Source organism: Kushneria avicenniae (genome assembly GCF_900112585.1).
GTDB lineage: Bacteria > Pseudomonadota > Gammaproteobacteria > Pseudomonadales > Halomonadaceae > Kushneria > Kushneria avicenniae.
In genome coordinates this window covers 507,262-525,768 of sequence record NZ_FOLY01000004.1, presented here as the reverse complement: position 1 = coordinate 525,768, position 18,507 = coordinate 507,262, and the positions used below count along the sequence as shown (strand labels likewise).

The 18,507-nt window shown below is 61.3% G+C and carries 18 protein-coding genes; 9 read left to right on the top strand and 9 right to left on the bottom strand.

The window, feature by feature from the left end; all coding sequences use genetic code 11:
• The first annotated feature begins 157 nt into the window (after positions 1-157).
• Entirely contained in the window at positions 158-601 is a 444-nt protein-coding gene (gene gloA, locus BM079_RS11625; RefSeq protein ID WP_090134294.1) for a lactoylglutathione lyase, read from the top strand.
• Positions 602-657: 56 nt separating this feature from the next.
• Here the strand turns inward: gloA and BM079_RS11620 are convergent, their stop codons facing one another.
• The 6 genes from BM079_RS11620 to BM079_RS11595 all read right to left on the bottom strand — a co-directional run bounded on the left by BM079_RS11620 (position 658) and on the right by BM079_RS11595 (position 8,693).
• Positions 658-1,395 (bottom strand): phosphatase PAP2 family protein, encoded by a 738-nt coding sequence (locus tag BM079_RS11620; protein WP_090134166.1) that lies wholly within the window; start codon positions 1,393-1,395, stop codon positions 658-660.
• A 247-nt stretch (positions 1,396-1,642) separates the two neighbouring features.
• Positions 1,643-4,486 carry a valine--tRNA ligase gene (locus BM079_RS11615; protein WP_090134292.1) on the bottom strand — a complete coding sequence of 948 codons (2,844 nt, stop codon included), beginning with the start codon at positions 4,484-4,486 and terminating at the stop codon, positions 1,643-1,645.
• A gap of 173 nt (positions 4,487-4,659) precedes the next feature.
• Positions 4,660-5,091: a DNA polymerase III subunit chi gene (locus BM079_RS11610; RefSeq protein WP_090134164.1), complete on the bottom strand. Its 432-nt coding sequence runs from the start codon at positions 5,089-5,091 to the stop codon at positions 4,660-4,662.
• Positions 5,092-5,093: 2 nt separating this feature from the next.
• Positions 5,094-5,840 (bottom strand): glucose 1-dehydrogenase, encoded by a 747-nt coding sequence (locus BM079_RS11605; protein WP_090134162.1) that lies wholly within the window; start codon positions 5,838-5,840, stop codon positions 5,094-5,096.
• 69 nt (positions 5,841-5,909) lie between these two features.
• Complete coding sequence (locus BM079_RS11600; RefSeq protein ID WP_090134160.1) at positions 5,910-7,010, bottom strand: branched-chain amino acid aminotransferase; 1,101 nt, start codon at positions 7,008-7,010, stop codon at positions 5,910-5,912.
• Positions 7,011-7,208: 198 nt separating this feature from the next.
• Entirely contained in the window at positions 7,209-8,693 is a 1,485-nt protein-coding gene (locus BM079_RS11595) for a leucyl aminopeptidase (RefSeq protein WP_090134158.1), read from the bottom strand.
• 220 nt (positions 8,694-8,913) lie between these two features.
• Here BM079_RS11595 and lptF point away from each other — a divergent pair, with 220 nt between their 5' ends.
• The 5 genes from lptF (at position 8,914) to bfr (ending at position 13,820) form a co-directional block, all read left to right on the top strand.
• The gene (gene lptF, locus BM079_RS11590) at positions 8,914-9,990 is read left to right on the top strand and encodes an LPS export ABC transporter permease LptF (RefSeq protein ID WP_090134156.1); all 1,077 of its coding nucleotides are present in this window, start codon (positions 8,914-8,916) and stop codon (positions 9,988-9,990) included.
• Positions 9,990-11,045, top strand: a complete 1,056-nt coding sequence (lptG, locus tag BM079_RS11585; RefSeq protein ID WP_090134154.1) for an LPS export ABC transporter permease LptG — start codon at positions 9,990-9,992, stop codon at positions 11,043-11,045. The genes lptF and lptG overlap by 1 nt, the downstream gene beginning before the upstream one ends.
• 180 nt (positions 11,046-11,225) lie before the next feature.
• Positions 11,226-12,746, top strand: a complete 1,521-nt coding sequence (gene exaC, locus BM079_RS11580; RefSeq protein WP_090134152.1) for an acetaldehyde dehydrogenase ExaC — start codon at positions 11,226-11,228, stop codon at positions 12,744-12,746.
• A 113-nt stretch (positions 12,747-12,859) separates the two neighbouring features.
• Positions 12,860-13,126, top strand: a complete 267-nt coding sequence (locus tag BM079_RS11575) for a (2Fe-2S)-binding protein (RefSeq protein ID WP_245742997.1) — start codon at positions 12,860-12,862, stop codon at positions 13,124-13,126.
• Positions 13,127-13,316: 190 nt separating this feature from the next.
• The gene (gene bfr / locus BM079_RS11565) at positions 13,317-13,820 is read left to right on the top strand and encodes a bacterioferritin (protein WP_090134287.1); all 504 of its coding nucleotides are present in this window, start codon (positions 13,317-13,319) and stop codon (positions 13,818-13,820) included.
• A gap of 105 nt (positions 13,821-13,925) precedes the next feature.
• Here the strand turns inward: bfr and BM079_RS11560 are convergent, their stop codons facing one another.
• From BM079_RS11560 to BM079_RS11550, 3 genes are read right to left on the bottom strand one after another with little or no spacing between them, the layout of a single operon-like run.
• Positions 13,926-14,159, bottom strand: coding sequence for a DUF1653 domain-containing protein (locus tag BM079_RS11560; protein ID WP_090134146.1), 234 nt, complete (start codon positions 14,157-14,159; stop codon positions 13,926-13,928).
• Entirely contained in the window at positions 14,156-15,034 is an 879-nt protein-coding gene (locus BM079_RS11555; protein WP_090134144.1) for a tRNA threonylcarbamoyladenosine dehydratase, read from the bottom strand. The genes BM079_RS11560 and BM079_RS11555 overlap by 4 nt, the downstream gene beginning before the upstream one ends.
• Positions 15,031-15,816 (bottom strand): pseudouridine synthase, encoded by a 786-nt coding sequence (locus tag BM079_RS11550; protein ID WP_090134141.1) that lies wholly within the window; start codon positions 15,814-15,816, stop codon positions 15,031-15,033. Before BM079_RS11550 ends, BM079_RS11555 begins: the two co-directional genes overlap by 4 nt.
• A 174-nt stretch (positions 15,817-15,990) precedes the next feature.
• On the opposite strand from BM079_RS11550, the gene BM079_RS11545 reads away from it, so the two are divergent.
• The 3 genes from BM079_RS11545 (at position 15,991) to BM079_RS11535 (ending at position 18,464) form a co-directional block, all read left to right on the top strand.
• A complete protein-coding gene (locus BM079_RS11545; RefSeq protein ID WP_090134139.1) occupies positions 15,991-16,719 on the top strand; it encodes an SIR2 family NAD-dependent protein deacylase in 729 nt (242 codons plus the stop codon).
• 96 nt (positions 16,720-16,815) lie between these two features.
• Entirely contained in the window at positions 16,816-17,754 is a 939-nt protein-coding gene (locus BM079_RS11540; RefSeq protein ID WP_090134136.1) for a bile acid:sodium symporter family protein, read from the top strand.
• On the top strand, positions 17,751-18,464 hold the full coding sequence (locus tag BM079_RS11535) for a tRNA-uridine aminocarboxypropyltransferase (RefSeq protein ID WP_090134134.1): 714 nt from the start codon (positions 17,751-17,753) through the stop codon (positions 18,462-18,464). The genes BM079_RS11540 and BM079_RS11535 overlap by 4 nt, the downstream gene beginning before the upstream one ends.
• Positions 18,465-18,507 lie beyond the last annotated feature (43 nt).

Genomic DNA, 18,507 nt, shown 5'->3' with positions numbered 1-18,507 from the left:
CCGTATGCCGGCGCTGACTTGAAAAACGATCTGCTCGCCGGCATTACAGTGCCATCGTTTCAAGACATTCACCAGATGGCATGCGTTGGCCGAACGTGGCAGCCGATGCGTCATGTGCGTTTCAAAACATGCACCATACGATTTCGAGGAGATCACCGTGCAATATCTACATACCATGGTACGTATCACTGATATCGATCAGTCCCTGCATTTTTACTGCGATTTGCTGGGTATGAAGGAAGTGCGTCGCAAGGAGAGCGAGAAGGGACGTTTTACCCTGATCTTTCTGGCCGCACGCGATGACGAAAAAACCTCCAGCGAGCAGCAGGCACCCGAGCTTGAACTGACCTGGAACTGGGATCCTGAAGAGCTGACCACCGGTGCCCGCAATTTCGGCCACCTGGCCTATCGAGTCGATGACATTTACGCCACCTGCCAGCATCTGATGGATAACGGTGTGACGATCAACCGTCCACCGCGTGATGGCCATATGGCCTTTGTCAAATCGCCCGACGGCATTTCCATCGAGTTGTTGCAAAAGGGTGATCCGAAGCCCGAGCAGGCGCCCTGGGCGTCGATGGAAAACACCGGCAGCTGGTAAGCATCACCAGTACCTTGAGAGAGCAGGGGGCACCCGGTCGGGTGCCCCTTGTCGCGTCAGGCGGTACGCCGGGCGTTACTGGTATCGGATGGAGGGTGACAGGCGCCGGGTAGATGCAGGCGCGCTGCCAGGCGTTCAATGGCCCCTACACAGCCCGGGGCGATGGGGGTGCAAAGCACCCAGGGCAGAACCACCAGCGCAATGGCCAGTGAGCCCATGTAGACATCCTGCAGCCAGTGGGCGCCAGCCATGACGCGCGGCGCACTGAGCACGGCAATCATGATGGCGCTGAGAACAGCCGGTCGACGATCGCCAAAGCGCAGGATGAACGCCGTAAAGACCATCAGCATCAGGCCATGATCGCCGGGAAAACTGTTTTTGGCAGCATCCTTGGTATCAAATGACACCACATCGGTCAGAAAATTGACGTGGTCAAGGCTGAGTGTCGGACTTGGGTGGCCATAGGGCAGTTTGTTGGTGGCCAGCGCCAGAAGCCCGGCCGTGATCAACATGGTCACGCTCACCCCCAGCCAGCGCCAGAAACGCCCCGGTCGCCTGTCCAGATGTACGGCCCAGCCCAGAATGGCCAACAGCATGACAAAAGAAGCGGCGTCGAAGTAGCGCGTATTGACCACGGCCAGAAAGTTGACCCAGACCGGATGCGCACTGGTAATGAACTGGTTGAAAAACCAGAAGATATCGTCGTCAAGTACCAGCCAGACAGAGAACCATAACCAGCTTGCGAACAGGGCAATGCCCGCCAGATTGCAGTAGAGAATCCTTTTTAGGTGCATGACACTGTTTTCCTGAGGCAGGTCCCGATAACCACGAGGCGTATGGCGTGCGTACACGTCCGTCAAAAAAAGGTCATCGGGCAGGTTATAGAACAGTGTTCATGTTAATTTAATATTTTTTTAAGGTAAAGCGTGGCGTTGGAGTCGCCCCGGAAAATAAACCTTGTCGCCCGGGCGAAACAGACGCTGGATACAAAAACAGCAGGCCCGAAGGCCTGCTGTAGAGCGCGATATCCGGAGAACAGGACTACAGGGTTTCGATGGTCCGACGCTGCGTCAAAAGTGTTTCACGATTGGCGCGAGCTTCTTCGAGCTTGGCACGCTCCTTGTCAACCACGGCCGCTGGTGCCTTGCTCATGAAGCTTTCATTGTCGAGCTTTTTCTCGACGCCGCCGATGAGCTTGTCCTGTTTTTCAAGCTCACGATCAATGCGGGCCAGTTCGGCGTCACGATCGATATGGCCGGCCATCGGGACATGAACTTCCATGGTGCCGACACGCTGAACACTGGAGGCCGGCACATCATCGGGGGTGATAAAGCGCATGCTTTCCAGCCGTGCCAGCTTGCTCAAAAACAGCGCATTGTCTTCAAGTCGCTGACGGTCGTTCGCATCGCCATGAGTCAGAAGAACTTCCAGCGGCTTGCCCGGAGCGATATTGAGTTCGGCGCGAATATTGCGAATGGCGATAATGACCGCCTTGACCCATTCGATATCGGTTATCGCAGCCTCATCAATGCGGCTTTTATCCGCCTGCGGCCAGGGTTGCACCATGATGGAGCTGCCCTGCTGCTCGATATCCACACCGGCCAGCACTGAGACCTTCTGCCAGATCTCCTCGGTGATGAACGGCATCATCGGATGGGCCAGACGCAGGATGGTCTCGAGCACGCGCACCAGCGTGCGGCGTGTGCCGCGACGCGCTTCAGGCGTAGCCTCGGCGTCCCAAAGTACCGGCTTGGAAAGCTCCAGATACCAGTCGCAGTACTCGTTCCAGACGAAGTCGTAAAGCGCCTGGGAGGCGTGGTCGAAGCGGTATTCGTCCAGCGCCTTGGTGACCTGGGTCCCGACCTGCTGAAGCCGGGAGACGATCCAGCGATCCGCCAGTGACAGGGCGACTTCACCGTCAGGGCCACAGTCCTCGCCTTCGGTATTCATCAGCACGTAGCGTGCGGCGTTCCAGAGCTTGTTGCAGAAGTTGCGATAACCCTCCAGACGCCCGGCGTCGAACTTGACGTCCCGCCCGGTGCTGGCCAGCGACAGGAAGGTATAGCGCAGGGCGTCGGTACCGTTGGACTCGATGCCGTCCGGAAACTCCGCACGCGTGGCCTTCGCGATCGCCTTCGCCTTCTGCGGCTGCATCATGGCGCCGGTGCGCTTTTCGAGCAGCGTGTCCAGATCGATGCCGTCGATCAGATCGATCGGGTCGAGCACGTTGCCCTTGGACTTGGACATCTTCTGGCCCTGGCTGTCGCGCACCAGTCCGTGGACATAGACAGTTTTGAAGGGCACCTGACCGGTGAATTTGAGCGTCATCATGATCATCCGGGCGACCCAGAAGAAAATGATGTCAAAGCCCGTGACCAGCGTGCTGGTCGGATGGAAGGTCTCGAGTTCCGGGGTCTTTTCAGGCCAGCCCAGGGTCCCGAAGGTCCAGAGCCCGGAGCTGAACCAGGTATCGAGTACATCGTCATCCTGGGTCAGGATTGCCTCGGGGGAGAGGGCATACTTTTCGCGCGCCTCCGCCTCGCTGCGAGCGACATAGAATTTACCATTCTCGTCGTACCAGGCCGGAATGCGATGACCCCACCAGAGCTGGCGGGAAATGCACCAGTCCTGCAGGTCGCGCATCCACGAGAAATACATGTTCTCGTAGCTTTTGGGCACGAATTGGATATCACCGTTTTCCACCGCCTCGATGGCCGGTTTGGCCAGCGTTTCCACGGCCACGAACCACTGATCGGTCAAAAGCGGCTCGATGACATCGCCGGAGCGGTCGCCGTAGGGCAGGGTGTTGGTGATGGTCTCGACCTTCTCCAGAAGCCCCAGCGCGTCCATGTCGGCGACAATCTTCTCGCGCGCCTCAAAGCGCGGCAGGCCCTGGTAGGCCTCGGGCAGGGTGGTGTCGATATCGTCGCGCGGGCTGCCGTCCATGTTGAAGACTTCAGCCCTTTCACGGATGTAAGCACTCTGCGTAAAGACGTTGATCAGCGCGCTGTCATGACGCCGGCCCACGCCGTAGTCATTGAAGTCGTGCGCCGGGGTGATCTTCACACAGCCCGAGCCCTTTTCCATGTCGGCGTGCTCGTCGGCAATCACCGGAATACGACGACCCACTAGCGGCAACGTCACGTACTTGCCGATCAGGGCGGCGTAGCGCTCATCGCCCGGATTGACCGCGACGCAGGTATCCCCCAGCAGCGTTTCCGGGCGAGTGGTGGCGACCACCAGATGGTCCAGTCCTGCCTCGGTGGTGACGCCATCGGCCAGCGGATAGCGAAAGTGCCAGAATTGACCCTGCTGGTCGCGATTTTCGACTTCCAGATCCGAAATGGCCGTACCCAGCGTCGGGTCCCAGTTGACCAGTCGCTTGCCGCGATAGATCAGGCCCTCGTCGTGCAGGCGCACAAAGGCTTCACGCACGGCGTTGGAAAAGCCTTCATCCATGGTGAAGCGCTCGCGGCTCCAGTCAACGCTGGTGCCCATGCGCCGCAGCTGGCGGGTAATGTGGCCGCCGGATTCGTTTTTCCACTCCCACACCTTGTCGATGAACGCGTCGCGGCCGAGATCATGGCGCGACTGGCCGGTCTCGTGCTGCAGCTTGCGCTCGACCAGCATCTGGGTCGCGATGCCGGCATGGTCGGTGCCGATCTGCCACAGGGTGTTATGGCCCTTCATGCGCTGATAGCGAATCAGGGTATCCATCAGCGTGTCCTGGAAGGCGTGCCCCATGTGCAGACTGCCGGTCACATTGGGCGGCGGAATCATGATGGTGTAAGGCGAGCCCTGACCCGTGGGGGCGAAATAGCCCTTTGATTCCCAGTGCTGATACCAGGCGCGTTCGATCGATTCAGGCTGATAGGTTTTTTCCATGGACCGGCTCGGTTTGAAACTGTGAAGTGCTCGCGCAGGATCAATGTCTGCGCAAGGCTGCGAAAAATGGCGCCAATTATAGCGCCGGGCGGGGGCTGTCGTCATGACATGGCGATGACAGGAGAGAGAAAGGCCGGCGCCGCCGCCTTCAGGCGAGGCCGCGCCGGCGGTCATCAGCCGTTGATATGGTGGGCCTTGACCTCGTAACCACGGTTTTTATAGGTCTGCCAGCACTCACGCTTGGCGCTGAGCACTTCCTGATGCTGATTGATGATTTCGGCCACGCGCTCAAAGCGGGAGAACCACGACGGGATAGCGGCGTTCAGGTTCAAAAGCGCCTCGATGCCAGGCTCCGGCGCCACCTCCCAGCCCAGCGTGACGGGGGCCGGCGGCAGGCTCTGCTCGCCGATCAGCACATGCGGTACAAAGGCGTCCTGGCGAAAAACCCACAGGCGCTCGTCAAAGTCGCGCGCCATGGCTTCATCTTCCAGGTGCACGTGCAGCCGATACCCCTTGCGATAGATGGTCTCGGCCAGCCGGCAGGCGAAGTCGAACCGGGCCTCGAGCGTGGTGGCCGTGAGCACATAGAAATCGATACGGGTCATGCTCAGACGCCGCCGTCGATGTCCAGTCTCGCGCCGGTCGTGAAGGAGGCCTCGTCGCTGGCCAGCCATAGGATGCCGCTGGCGATTTCGTCAGCATTGCCGGCACGGCCCATGGGAATGCTCTTGCTCGACTGTTCCGGTTTGTCGGGTCGGCCGCCACTGGCATGAATCTCGGTATTGATGACGCCCGGACGTACGGCATTGACTCGAATGCCTTCTCCGGCCAGTTCCTTGGCAAGGCCTTCGGTAAAGGTGTCGATCGCGCCCTTGGAGGCGGCATAGTCGACATACTCGCTCGAGCCGCCGCGATGGGCCGCTGCCGAGGAAATATTGACGATGGCGCCGCCCTTGCCGCCATGGCGGGTCGACATGCGCTTGATGGCTTCGCGCGCGCACATGAAGGGACCGGTCACGTTGACGCGCATCATGCGGTCCACGCGCTCGAAGCTCATCTCGTCTACCCGAGAGACCTGATCCACGATGCCGGCATTATTGACCAGCACGTTTACCGGGCCCAGTTCGCGGTCCACCGTTTCAAACAGCGCGATGATGTCGGCTTCCACGGCCATGTCGGCCTGTACCGCCAGGGCACGACCGCCAGCGGCGGTGATGTCATTGACGACCTGATCGGCCGCCTCGCGGTTGCTGACATAGTTGACAGCCACCTGGTAGCCGCGGGCGGCGGCCAGGCGCGCCGTGGCGGCACCAATGCCGCGGCTGCCGCCGGTCACGATCATGACGTTGCTCATTGACTCTCTCCTGTCAGGATAGGGCGGGCATTAACGTGACAACGCCGCCCGCGGGCGGCGCTGCAGGGCTCAGGCCAGACGCGTCAGCCAGCCGTGACGGTCTTGAGCGCGTCCGTACTGGATGTCCAGCAGCTGCTTGCGAATGGATTTGCCGACCTCGCCACCGCTGCCGTCGCTGCAGCTCAGACGACCGCTGTCGCTGACCAGCTCGCCGATGGGCGTGATGACCGCAGCAGTGCCGCAGGCAAACACTTCGGTGATCTCGCCACGTTTCACGCCATCGCGCCATTCATCGATGCTGATGGCACGCTCTTCGGGCTTGAGCCCGGCATCGGCGGCCAGCTGCAGAACAGAGTCGCGCGTGACGCCTTCGAGAATCGTGCCGGTCAGGGCCGGGGTCACGATGCGCCCGTCCTTGAATACGAAGAACAGGTTCATGCCGCCCAGCTCTTCGACCCACTTGCTCTCGACGGCGTCCAGAAAGGCGACCTGATCGCAGCCATGGGCCTCGGCCTCTTTTTGTGCTGCCAGCGAGGCGGCGTAGTTGCCGCCACATTTGGCAAAGCCGGTACCGCCGGGCGCGGCGCGATTATAGTTTGAAGACAGCCAGATCGAGACCGGCTTGACGCCGCCCTTGAAGTAGGCGGCGGCCGGCGAGGCGATCACGTAGTAGTCGACTTCCTTCGAGGGCCGCACGCCGAGAAACTTCTCGCTGGCAATCATGAACGGGCGCAGATAGAGGCTGGACTCCTCGGTCTCGCTGGCGGGTGTGGGGACCCAGTCAACGTCCTGGCTGACCAGTGCCTTCAAAGAGCCAATGAAGGTGTCGGTGTCCAGCTCCGGCAGGGCCAGGCGGCGTGCCGAGGCCTGAAAGCGCGCAGCGTTCTTCTCGGGACGGAAGGTCCAGACAGAACCGTCGGCATGGCGATAGGCCTTGACCCCCTCAAAGATCTCCTGGGCGTAGTGGAGCACCGAGGCGGCGGGGTCCAGCGCCAGTGGGCCGTAGGGACGCACTTCACCGCTGTTCCAGCCGTCGGCGTGAGTCCAGCGCACATGCGCCATATGGTCAGTGAAGTAGCGACCAAAGCCCGGGTTTTTGAGGATCTCGTCACGCTGACCGGCGTCGGTGGGCGTGGTGGTAGGGCGAAGCTCAAAGCCTTGAGAAAACACGATTCGGATTCTCCGTTCGTACGGTGGCCAGGCGAGAAGTACACATCGCTGTCGATCATCGGCAACGGCGTATCCGATAACGCTGGTCCGACAGTTGATTAAGGGAAACGTCAGAAACAGGGGCTCAAGAATGACACAGGCGCCCTGTGCCAATAAAGCCCGCCGCATGGCGACGGGCCCAGAGTGCTGTGAGCACGATCAATGCGGTGCGCGCGACAGCAGGTATTCGCTCAAAAGCCCGACCGGTCGACCGGTGCCGCCCTTTTTGCCATCCCAGGCCGTACCGGCCACATCCAGATGGGCCCAGGGATAGCTTTTGGCAAAGCGTGACAGAAAACAGGCCGCGGTGATGGTGCCGGCTGGTCGACCGCCGATATTGGCCATGTCGGCGTACTCGGAATCGAGCTGGCTCTGATAGTCCTCCCACAGCGGCAACTGCCAGGCACGGTCCCAGGCAGTGTTGCCCGCACTGAGAAGCTGCTGTGCCAGTGCGTCATCGTTGGCCAGCAGTGCCGAGGTCTGATGGCCCAGCGCAACGATGCAGGCGCCGGTCAGGGTGGCGATATCGACCACCGAGGCCGGCTGATAGCGCTCGGCGTAGGTCAGGGCATCACACAGCACCAGCCGGCCCTCGGCGTCGGTATTGAGCACTTCAACCGTCAGCCCCTTGAGCGTGGTAATAATGTCGCCGGGTTTCAGGGCGCTGGCATCCGGCATGTTCTCGGCAGAGGCAATGATGGCCACCACGTTGATCTTCGGCTTCAGGGCGGTGATGGCCTTCATGGTGCCCATGACGCTGGCGGCGCCACCCATGTCGAACTTCATCTCGTCCATGTTGGCCCCACCCTTGATCGAGATGCCGCCACTATCGAAGGTGATGCCCTTGCCCACCAGCACGTGGGGCGCTTCCTCGGGGTCCTCGGCGCCCTTGTATTCCATGACGATCAGGCGTGATGGCTCGGTGCTGCCCTGACCCACGGCCAGAATGGCGCCGGCGCCCATGGCGGCCAGTGCCTTCTCGTCATGAATGGTGACCTTGAGATCCCCCTCGGCGCCGAGTTTTTCGGCCTCCTCGGCCAGGTAGCGCGGCGTGCAGACGTTACCCGGCAGGTTGCCCAGCTCCCGGGCCATATTGATTCCGGCGCCGATGCCGGCCCCGATGCGAGCGCCAGCTTCGGCACCGGCGGCCTCGTTGGCATCGCTGACCATCAGCGACAGACGCGTCAGCGTGATCGGCGGGCGCTTTTTCGATTTGAAGCGGTCAAAGCGATAGGTGGCGCGCAGGGCCGCCTCGGCAATCATGCGAGCCTTCCAGACCACGTCCTGCGGTCCGTTTTCACGATCCAGCATGGCAATGGCAGCATGCTCGACCGGCAATGACAGAAGCACGCCGAAGGCAGCATCAAGTACGCGGCGATAGGCACCTTCGTTGAAGTCGCCGGTTTCCCCGCAGCCCACCAGCAGCAGACGAGCCGTGTTCAGACCGGGCGCAAAGGGCACCAGCTGGGTGCTGGCGGTCACCGGGTCAAAGTCGCCCCGTTCGATCAATTGTGTGATCAGGCGCTCGCTGGCGTCATCCAGACGCTCGCTGGCGGGGGGCAAATCACCGTCCTTGAACACCGGCACGATGATGCAGTCGGTTTCGCAGCGGGCCGGGTTGGCGGTGAGCACGGGAAATTCCATGATGTCTCCCCAAGACAATGCGGTGGGTATTGGCGATAATGACGGTTTTGAACAGACATGCTGTCGAGTACGGTAAGCGACGACCCGACGCATTCAACAGGTGGGTCCGAACAGGCCTTCAGTGTACGCAAACCCCTGCACCATTGCATGGTCAGGAGTCGACTTGCCGAGCATGCATCGGACACGACCGCTCGAGATTGAGGTGTGAGGGAGTCTGCGCTTGATCGTTTTTCGTTATTTGATTCGTGAAATCCTGACCACAATGAGTGCCGTCACCGGCATTCTGCTGCTGGTCATCATGGGCAATCGCTTTATTCGCTACTTCAGTGACGTGGCGGAGGGCGACTTTCCTGCCAGTCTGCTGGGCAGCCTGATGCTGTTTCATTTGCCCAGCTTTCTCCAGCTGATCCTGCCGCTGGCTTTCTTTCTGGGTATCCTGCTGGCCTACGGGCAGCTTTATCTCAACAGTGAAATGACGGTACTGGCGGCCTGTGGCGTCAGCCCTGCGCGCATTCTGGGCGCATCGTGCTGGCCGGCGCTCTTGATGGCCGTTGTGGTAGGGGTGTGCAGCCTGTGGCTGACGCCGGCCGGGCTGACCCAGAACGAGAAAACGTTGACCGAGCAGCAGGAGCGGGCCGATTTCAGCGCGTTGACGCCGGGGCGCTTTCAGACGCTGGGTGATCGCACCATCTATGCCGAGCGCGTCGAGCAGGGCAGCAGTCGCATGGAAAATGTCTTCATCGCCGAGCAGGATCGCAACGATCAGGGCCAGCGCGTTGATGTCCTGACCCGTGGCGAAAGCGGCTACCAGACCAGCGACCCGGAGAGCGAGAGTCGTTTTCTGGTCCTCTCCAACGGCACTCGCGAGAGTGTCAGGCCGGGCAGCCGTATCGCCGAGCGCCTTGAGTTTGATACCTACGCTGCCCGGCTGGAAAACGGCACCGCGCAGATGGAGGTCGACGATGTCGAGCTTCAGCCCACCTGGCGCCTGCTGGGCGATGACAGCAACAAGGCACGCGCGGCGCTTCAGTGGCGGGTATCGCTGGCCCTGATGGTGCCGATACTGACCATGATTGCCCTGCCGCTGTCGCGGGCCAATCCGCGTCAGGGGCGCTTTGCCAAGATGATGCCGGCCATCATCTTGTATGTGGCCTACATGAGCCTTCTGCTGGCCGCGCAGGACGCGGTGGGCAGTGGCAGCCTTTCAAGCGCCATCGGTCTGTGGCCCATTCATGTGGTCTTTGCCCTGATCGGCGCCTGGCTGTTGTATAGAAGCAGTCTGGGAGGCGTGCGCTGATGTTCAACCGGCTTGATCGCTACATTGCACGCAATGTCCTCATGGGCATGCTTATCGTGCATCTCATCATTCTGGGGCTCGATTTCACCATCAGCTTCATCAACGATCTGGGCGATACCGAGGGCAGCTATGGCACCCTGCAGGTACTGATGTATGGCGTCATTCGCCTGCCCTGGCGCTTTTATCAGTACGCGCCGGTGAGTGTCCTGATCGGGTCACTGGTCGGGCTGGGCGCGATGGCTTCGAGCAACGAGCTGACGGTCATGCGCTCAGCCGGGTTTTCGCTGTGGCGTATTCTGATCGGCGTCATGAAGCCGCTGCTGATCGTGGTGCTGGTGGTCATGGCGATCGGCGAATTTGCCGCGCCGCGCACCGAGATGTTTGGTCAGGCGTGGCGGACCGAACTTCAGGATGGCAGCACCGTTTCCCATCGTGGCGGCTGGCAGCGCGAGGGCGACAGCTATTATCGCTTCGGCTCCATTCGCGCTGACAATACGCTTCTGGACGTCAATCGCTTTCGCTACGACGGCGCCCAGCTGGTCGAGGCCACCCACGCCTCGCGGGCGGTACTCAACGGCGATGAATGGACGCTGGAAGATGTGGACCGCACCCTGCTGCATGGCAAGACCACCGAATCCGAGCATCTGGACCGGCTCGACTGGGACACGTCGCTGGACCCGGAGCTGCTGCGCCTGATCATTACCGATCGCGACAGTCAGTCGATCGAGGATCTGTGGCGCTACGGCCGCTATCTCAATGAGCAGGGCATCAGTGCCAGCGACACCTGGCTCTATTTCTGGCAGAAGGTACTGCTGCCGCTGACGCTGATCTCGCTGGTTATCATTGCGGCCTCGTTCATCTTCGGGCCGCTGCGAAGCGTCGCTGCGGGGACGCGCGTATTCTATGGCACGGTGGTCGGGCTGGTATTCAAGTATGTGCAGGATCTGCTTGGCCCTGCTGCCACCATCTTCGGCTTCTCGCCGATCTGGGCGATTTTGGTGCCCATGGCCGTGTGTTTCGGCATCGGCTTCTGGCTGCTGCGTCGCGCCGGCTGACGGCCCTGTCCTCGCTGGTAGCGCCTTGAACGACAGCGCCTCGAAGCGATGGCTTCGGGGCGCTGTTGCGTTCGGGCGTTGGACCAATATCCGTTTGTGGCGTTATGGCGGCAGTGCCAGAGTAGAGGATGGCGATAGCTTCTTTCGTCGATCGCAATCCTGATCCTCTGGAGGTGACAGATGCAATACGCCAGACCCGGCAGTTCGGATGCCCTTGTGCGCTTTCGCGAGCAGTACGACAACTTCATTGGCGGTGAGTGGTGCGCCCCCGCTGATGGCCGCTACATGGATAATGTGACGCCGGTGACCGGTGAGGTGTTCTGCCGGGTTCCTCGTTCCGGGCGCGACGATATCGACCGCGCCGTGGAGGCGGCCCAAAAGGCAGCGCCCGGCTGGGCCGCCACGCCCCCGGCCGAACGGGCAGGTGTACTGCTTAAAATCGCCGATCGCATCGAAGACAATCTCGAGATGCTGGCCGTGGCCGAAACCTGGGACAACGGCAAGCCGATCCGCGAGTGTCTGGCGGCTGACCTGCCGCTACTGGTTGATCACTTTCGCTACTTTGCCGGTTGCATCCGGGCGCAGGAAGGCGGCATCAGCGAAATCGATAGTCAGACAGTGGCCTATCACTACCACGAACCCTATGGCGTGGTAGGGCAGATCATCCCCTGGAACTTCCCGCTTTTAATGGCGGGCTGGAAGCTGGCCCCGGCACTGGTGGCCGGCAACTGCAGCGTGCTCAAGCCTGCCGAACAGACGCCGGCCTCCATCTGCGTGCTGCTGGAGCTGATTCAGGATCTGCTACCGCCTGGCGTGCTGAACGTAGTGCAGGGCATCGGCGAGGAAGCCGGCGAGGCGCTGGCGACCCACCCGGGCATTCAGAAGATCGCCTTTACCGGCTCCACTCCGGTCGGCAGTCACATCATGTCGCGAGCAGCCGAACGGATCATTCCGGCCACGCTGGAGCTTGGCGGCAAGTCGCCCAACATCTATTTCGAGGACGTGCTCGATCACGGCGATGCCTATCTCGACAAGTGCATCGAAGGGCTGATGATGACCTTTCTCAACCAGGGGGAAGTCTGCACCTGTCCGTCGCGCGCGCTGATCCATGAATCGGTCTATGACACGCTGATGAGTCGTGCCGTCGAGCGGGCCAGACGGCTGAAATCCGGCAACCCGCTGGATACCGATACCGAAATGGGTGCGCAGGTCTCGAAGGAGCAGTTCGACAAGATTCTTTCCTACATGGAGATCGGGCGGGATGATGGGGCCGAGCTGCTGCTGGGCGGCGAGCGCGCCAGGGTCGAGGGCGGCTATGAGAATGGCTTCTATGTGCAGCCCACGATCTTCAAGGGGCGCAACGACATGCGCATCTTTCAGGAGGAGATTTTCGGGCCCACGCTGTCCGTCACCACATTTAAAACCGAGGAGGAGGCGCTGGCGATCGCCAATGACACCGAGTTCGGTCTGGGCGCCGGGGTCTGGACGCGCGACATGAACCGCGCCTATCGCATGGGGCGGGCCATTCAGGCCGGCCGGGTCTGGACCAATTGCTATCACCAGTATCCTGCGCATGCGGCCTTTGGGGGCTACAAGAAATCCGGCATCGGACGCGAAACCCATCTTGCCGTGCTGGGCAACTATCAGCAGATCAAGTGTCAGCTGATTTCCTATAGCGACAGCCCGGCCGGTTTGTACTGAATACGATCTCCGGCTATCAGAGAGCGACTTCGGTCGCTCTTTTTTGTGACTTTTCCGCCGCAGCGATTGACGCGAATGAAAATGTTTCGCATATTGCCGAGGTGCAATCGGTTATGAGAATCATTTTTATTCTCTTTGCGGCGGGGATCTCCATGTTTGTATGCATGTGCAAGAAGGTTACGGATGGGCAACTGAAGCAGGCGGTGGCGCTGGGCGCCTCAAGCTGGGAAGACGTTTCCCGCATGACACAGTGCTCGACGCAGTGTGGCAAGTGCGCCTGTCTTGCACAGGAGATTGTTGACGAGGCCCTGCTGAATCGGCATGTGGCGCAGCATATTCCGGCCCGTCACTATGAGGAACTGGCCTATGCCGTGCGGTAAAGCAGCGCCTGCCGGATGAAGACCGTGCACATCGTATTGCTAACTGTTTGAATTATCTTGTGATAATGGCTCGCATCGAGCCTTTTTTTGTGCTTTTCATGTCGAAATCTACGGTCGTTTCGTGGATACTGCTTCCACAGGCGGGCGCAGATGTCGGCGACTGCCATGACCATTGATGGCGGAGATAAAAATGAAAGGCGATCCTCAGGTTGTCGAACACCTCAATAAAATCCTTGGCAATGAACTCATTGCCATCAATCAGTACTTCCTGCATGCGCGCATGTATCGTAACTGGGGCCTTCATGCCCTGAACGACTGGGAGTACAAGGAATCGATCGAAGAGATGCAGCATGCCGATATTCTGATCGAGCGCATTCTGTTCCTCGACGGTCTGCCCAACCTGCAGGACCTGGGCAAGCTGCACATCGGTGAAAATGTTCAGGAAATGCTGGAGTGTGACCTGCGCATCGAGCACGATGGACGCGATGATCTGATCGCGGCCATCAAGTACTGCGAGTCCGTGGCGGATTTCCCCAGCAGCGAGATGCTCAAAAAGATTCTGGCCGAAGAAGAAGAACACATCGATATCATCGAAACCGAGCTGCACCTGCTCCAGCAGGTTGGTCTGGAAAATTACCTGCAGCGTCAGATGCGCCCGGCCAACGAGCGTGAAGAAGGTGAAACCGCGACCTGATCGAGTCCGGCTTTATCGGTCGGTTCTCGATCGGTTGTCATTGATCAACAACGGGCCGCCCTGACCGGGCGGCCCGTTGTCGTTCAAGAGAATGCCGGGTGAGTACTAGAAGCGACGGATCAGCGAGAAGCGTGCCACCGGTTCGCCGTCGATCTCGACATTTTCGCGAAACATCGCCAGCGGTCGAACCCACAGGCCGAATTCTCCGTAGAGGGCGCGATAGACCACCAGAGGCTCTTCGGTCTCACTGTGATGCGCCACCCCCAGCACTTCGTAATCACTGCCCTTGTAGTGTCGATAGACGCCGGGCGTGACGGTGTGTTCGTGTTCTCGTTTCATAAAGTCTCCTGAGCGGCAGGTTCAGTGTCATGGTCGGGGCGGGCGGTCTCGAGACCGGTCCGGATCAGACGTTCGATGGTGTGACCCACTGCGGCAAAGCCGAAAGCGCCGGTCACGAAGGTGGCAGAGCCATAGCCGGCGCTGCAGCCCAGCTTGAGCGTTTCGCCATCGCCGGGGCGCGTATCGCAGACCTCGCCGGCGCCGTCCGGATAGCGTCGCTGCTCGGGCGAGTAGACGCAGGTCACGGCAAACCGGCGTTTCGGGTTGCGGCTGTAGCCGTACTCCCGTCGCAGCCGGCTGCGTACCTTTGACAGCAGCGGATCATGCTCGGTGCGGGTGAGATCGGCCGTGGTGATGCGGGTCGGGTCGGTAAGACCGCCGGCCCCACCAGTCACGGTCAGGCCGATTTTTCGGCGCCGACAGTAGTGAATCAGGGCGCACTTGGCGCCGACGTGGTCAATGGCATCGATCACGTGATCGGTATCATCCGGCAGCATACGCTCGATATTGTCCGGGGTGATAAAGCCCGCAATAGGCGTGATCTGCAGCCACGGATTGATCAATCGGCAGCGCTCGGCCATGACCTCGATCTTCGGGCGACCGATGGTGCCATCCAGCGCGTGCAGCTGGCGGTTGACGTTGGTGGTGCAGACGTCGTCCAGGTCGATCAGGCTGATGCGCTCGAATCCCGAGCGCGCCAGTGCCTCGACGCTCCAGCTGCCGACACCGCCGATGCCGATGACCACGACATGCGCGCGGCGCAGGCGCTCGATGCCCGTGTGGCCATAAAGACGGCGCATGCCGTCAAAGCGAGCGGTGAAGTCTGCCTCATGGCGGGCAGCGTCCAGGCGCTTCGCGTCGGCTGAATCGCTCATGATGCCGCATCTCTCCTGTCAGGCGTATCGTCGGTGCTTTCCTGCCACTGTACCCGATTGACCGGGCAGTGCCCGCCCCAGCCAAATCGCTGCATCAGGGTGGCCATGTCCGCTTCGATCGCGGCATCCGCCCTGAGCGTCTGTTTCCGGGCGGGGTGATAAAACTCGAGCATGGTCGCCGCCAGCAGCAGGCGGCCGGCATCGAGATGATCACGAAAGAAGCGGTTGTGAATGCCCTTGCCGTGCCTGGCGTCCCCGATGATGGGGTAGCCGCCGCGGCTCAGGTGGCGACGGATCTGATGGCGCCGACCGGTGGCGGGGGTGACCGACATCAGCGAGTAGCGGCTGGTCGGGTAGCGGTCGATGGCGACTGGCAGCTCGACGCTGTCCTGACGTTTGACGTGGGTCAGGGCCTCCATGGCCGGCATCTCGGCCTTGGGCCGTTTGCCGTCCTCCTCGCGCAGCGCCCAGTCGTAGCTGGCCGCTTCGGGGCCGATACCGCGCACAATGGCAAGGTAGTGCTTTCGGACCTGCTGCTGCTGAAACTGGTGACCCAGCGCGGTCGCCATATCGGGCGTCAGGGCAAATATCAGCGCGCCCGAGGTCGGCCGGTCCAGCCGGTGGACCGGGTAAACATGCTGGCCCAGCTGATTGCGCAGCGCCTGCAGCATGACCAGCGGGGCATGGCGGTCCAGCGCGCTGCGGTGCACCAGCGCGCCGGAGGGCTTGTGGACGATCACCAGCTGATCGTCCTGATAAATCACGGGGATGGGGGTCGTCATTGAAACGTCATGGCCGGGCATCAGGCGCTATTGTCGGCAATTGTCCCTGTCGATGTACAGGCTCGGGATGGCGCACCGGGAGGACTCTGTTAAAATTCCCGCGCCATCGAGTGCCCCCTGTGGGCGGCGGTATCGGTGGCATGGCCTGATGTATGTATTCATGGGGGAAAGCACATGGCTCACCTGGTCGTTCTCACTGGTGCCGGTATCAGCGCTGAAAGCGGTATCAGGACCTTTCGTGATGGCGACGGCCTCTGGGAGGATCACCACGTCGAAGACGTGGCCACGCCCGAAGGCTGGGCGCGCGATCCCCATACCGTACTGCGTTTTTACAACGAGCGCCGTGCTCAGGTACGAGCGGCCCGGCCCAACGCGGCCCATCTGGCGCTGGCCGAGCTCGAGAAACACTTCCGGGTCAGCATCATTACCCAGAACATTGACGACCTTCACGAGCGCGCCGGTTCCCGCGATGTGCTGCATCTGCACGGCGAGCTCTTGAAGGCGCGCTCCAGTCGCAACCCGCGGCTGGTCTATCGGCTCGACGAGGACGAGACCATTGAGGTGGGAGACTGCTGCGATGACGGGGCCCAGCTGCGCCCACACGTGGTCTGGTTCGGTGAAAACGTCCCGCTCTATGCCACCGCCTGCGATATCGTGGCCGAAGCCGATCTGCTGTTGATCGTGGGCACATCGCTGGCGGTCACGCCGGCTTCGATGCTGTTGGACGAGGCGCCCCTCACCGCCCCGCGTGTACTGGTGGATCCCGGCGCGCGCGAACTTGCCACCCAGGGCGTGGTACCGCTGGCCACCAGCGCCACCGAAGGCGTTGGCTACCTGCGCGATTTCTGGTCACAACATGGCCGTCTGCTCAAGCCCGACCCCAAAGCGCTACTGTCATTTTGAGGCCCCGATCGGGCCCTTCGACAGGCGCTGAACACCGAGCGCTGCCTGTGACCAGGCCGGCGCACTCTGTCATTACCACTCATATAGATATTGGCCATGTTTGAGCAGATCAACCGATTCTTTCCACTGTGGGCGATAGGCGCCGCACTGTTTGCCGCCTTTTTTCCCGATAGCCTGGTCTCGCTGAAGGGCTGGGTGCCGCCCCTGCTGGCGCTGATCATGTTCACCATGGGGCTGACGCTGTCGCGCCATGACTTTGCCCGCGTGGCGCGCACCCCGCGTGCCGTCATCATCGGTATCGGTCTACAGTATCTTCTGATGCCGGCGGCGGCCTTTGGCATTTCGCATCTGCTGGGGCTCTCGCCGGAGCTGGCCGTGGGCATGATGCTGGTTGGCGCCACTTCGGGTGGTACGGCCTCCAACGTCATGACCTGGCTTGCCGGCGGCAACGTCGCGCTGTCGATCAGCATGACGCTGATCTCGACGCTCCTGTCAGTTGTCATGACGCCACTACTGGTCTGGCTCTGGATGGGCGCGAGCATCGATGTGCCCGTGGGCGGCATGCTCTGGAGCATCGCCAAACTCGTGATCGTGCCGATCGCGCTGGGCACGGTAGTGCATCACTTCATGGCTACCACCATCCGGCGTATCGAACCGGCGCTGGCGACCGTCGCCATGGCCGCCATCGTCACGATCATCGCCATCGTGGTGGCGCTCAACGCCGGGCGTCTGGCAAGCCTTGGCCCTGTGATCGCACTGGCGGTCGTGTTGCACAACGCCTGTGGTCTCATCGGCGGTTTCTGGTTGTCGCGTCTGGCCGGGCTGGATGTCCGCGACTGTCGGGCAGTGGCGATCGAGGTCGGCATGCAGAACTCCGGTCTTGCCGTGTCGCTGGCGACCAATTTCTTCCCGGCGGCGGCGGCACTGCCCGGCGCGCTTTTTTCGGTATGGCACAACATCTCCGGCTCGATCCTGGCCGGCTACTGGAAACGGCGCCCGACGAATGCCCCCGATGAGGCACCGTCAGCTTCATGAGCGTCGGTCATGATCCTCAGGCGCCGCGTAAACCGTTCAATGCGCGCGGCAGCCTGGTCAAACGCTGCGAGCAGTGCCGCATGCCCGGCCTGCACTGCATCTGCCCCTATCGACTTCAGGTAAGCACCCGAGCGAAGTTCTGGCTGATTACCCATCGCATCGAGCACTACAAGCCGACCAATACCGGTCGGTTGATCGGTGACTGCGTTGCTGACACCCGGGTGTTCGAGTGGTCGCGAACCGAGCCGGACCCGACGCTACTGGCGGCGCTGGCAGACCCACGCTTTGCACCCAGCCTGGTCTTTCCCGATGACCAGGAGGACTATCGCCATCGGGTCGTCAGCGTCGAGCAGGCCTGCGATACGGCACGCATTCCGGTCTTTATCCTGCTCGATGGTACCTGGCGGCAGGCGCGACGCATGTTTCGCCGAAGCGACTATCTGGCCGAGCTGCCCATCGTGGCGCTGCAGACCGATCGGCTGACCCGCTATCGATTGAGAAAGCCGGCCAGCCCCGAGCATCTGTGCACGGCAGAAGTGGCCACCGAGCTGCTGCGTCACGCTGGCGATGAACGGGGTGCCCGGGTGCTTGATGACTATTTTACGGTGTTCAACGAACAGTACGCTGCGGCTCGACGCGACGCCGGCACGCCCCATGAGTCCGATGCCGCGCAGCGTCTGCTGAAGAGACGGCGCGCGCAGGGCGTATAAGCCGGCTATTCTTGGAACGCACGTTCACGACAGGAGAGGTGAT

Coding starts and splice junctions, on each gene's coding strand:
- lptG (WP_090134154.1), top strand. CDS start 9,990: ATGTTCAACCGGCTTGATCGCTACATTGCACGCAATGTCCTCATGGGC.
- BM079_RS11595 (WP_090134158.1), bottom strand. CDS start 8,693: ATGGAATTTCCCGTGCTCACCGCCAACCCGGCCCGCTGCGAAACCGAC.
- BM079_RS11610 (WP_090134164.1), bottom strand. CDS start 5,091: ATGACCCGTATCGATTTCTATGTGCTCACGGCCACCACGCTCGAGGCC.
- BM079_RS11545 (WP_090134139.1), top strand. CDS start 15,991: ATGGCTCACCTGGTCGTTCTCACTGGTGCCGGTATCAGCGCTGAAAGC.
- BM079_RS11620 (WP_090134166.1), bottom strand. CDS start 1,395: ATGCACCTAAAAAGGATTCTCTACTGCAATCTGGCGGGCATTGCCCTG.
- BM079_RS11540 (WP_090134136.1), top strand. CDS start 16,816: ATGTTTGAGCAGATCAACCGATTCTTTCCACTGTGGGCGATAGGCGCC.
- BM079_RS11575 (WP_245742997.1), top strand. CDS start 12,860: ATGAGAATCATTTTTATTCTCTTTGCGGCGGGGATCTCCATGTTTGTA.
- BM079_RS11560 (WP_090134146.1), bottom strand. CDS start 14,159: ATGAAACGAGAACACGAACACACCGTCACGCCCGGCGTCTATCGACAC.
- BM079_RS11555 (WP_090134144.1), bottom strand. CDS start 15,034: ATGAGCGATTCAGCCGACGCGAAGCGCCTGGACGCTGCCCGCCATGAG.
- BM079_RS11605 (WP_090134162.1), bottom strand. CDS start 5,840: ATGAGCAACGTCATGATCGTGACCGGCGGCAGCCGCGGCATTGGTGCC.
- exaC (WP_090134152.1), top strand. CDS start 11,226: ATGCAATACGCCAGACCCGGCAGTTCGGATGCCCTTGTGCGCTTTCGC.
- BM079_RS11535 (WP_090134134.1), top strand. CDS start 17,751: ATGAGCGTCGGTCATGATCCTCAGGCGCCGCGTAAACCGTTCAATGCG.
- BM079_RS11615 (WP_090134292.1), bottom strand. CDS start 4,486: ATGGAAAAAACCTATCAGCCTGAATCGATCGAACGCGCCTGGTATCAG.
- BM079_RS11550 (WP_090134141.1), bottom strand. CDS start 15,816: ATGACGACCCCCATCCCCGTGATTTATCAGGACGATCAGCTGGTGATC.
- bfr (WP_090134287.1), top strand. CDS start 13,317: ATGAAAGGCGATCCTCAGGTTGTCGAACACCTCAATAAAATCCTTGGC.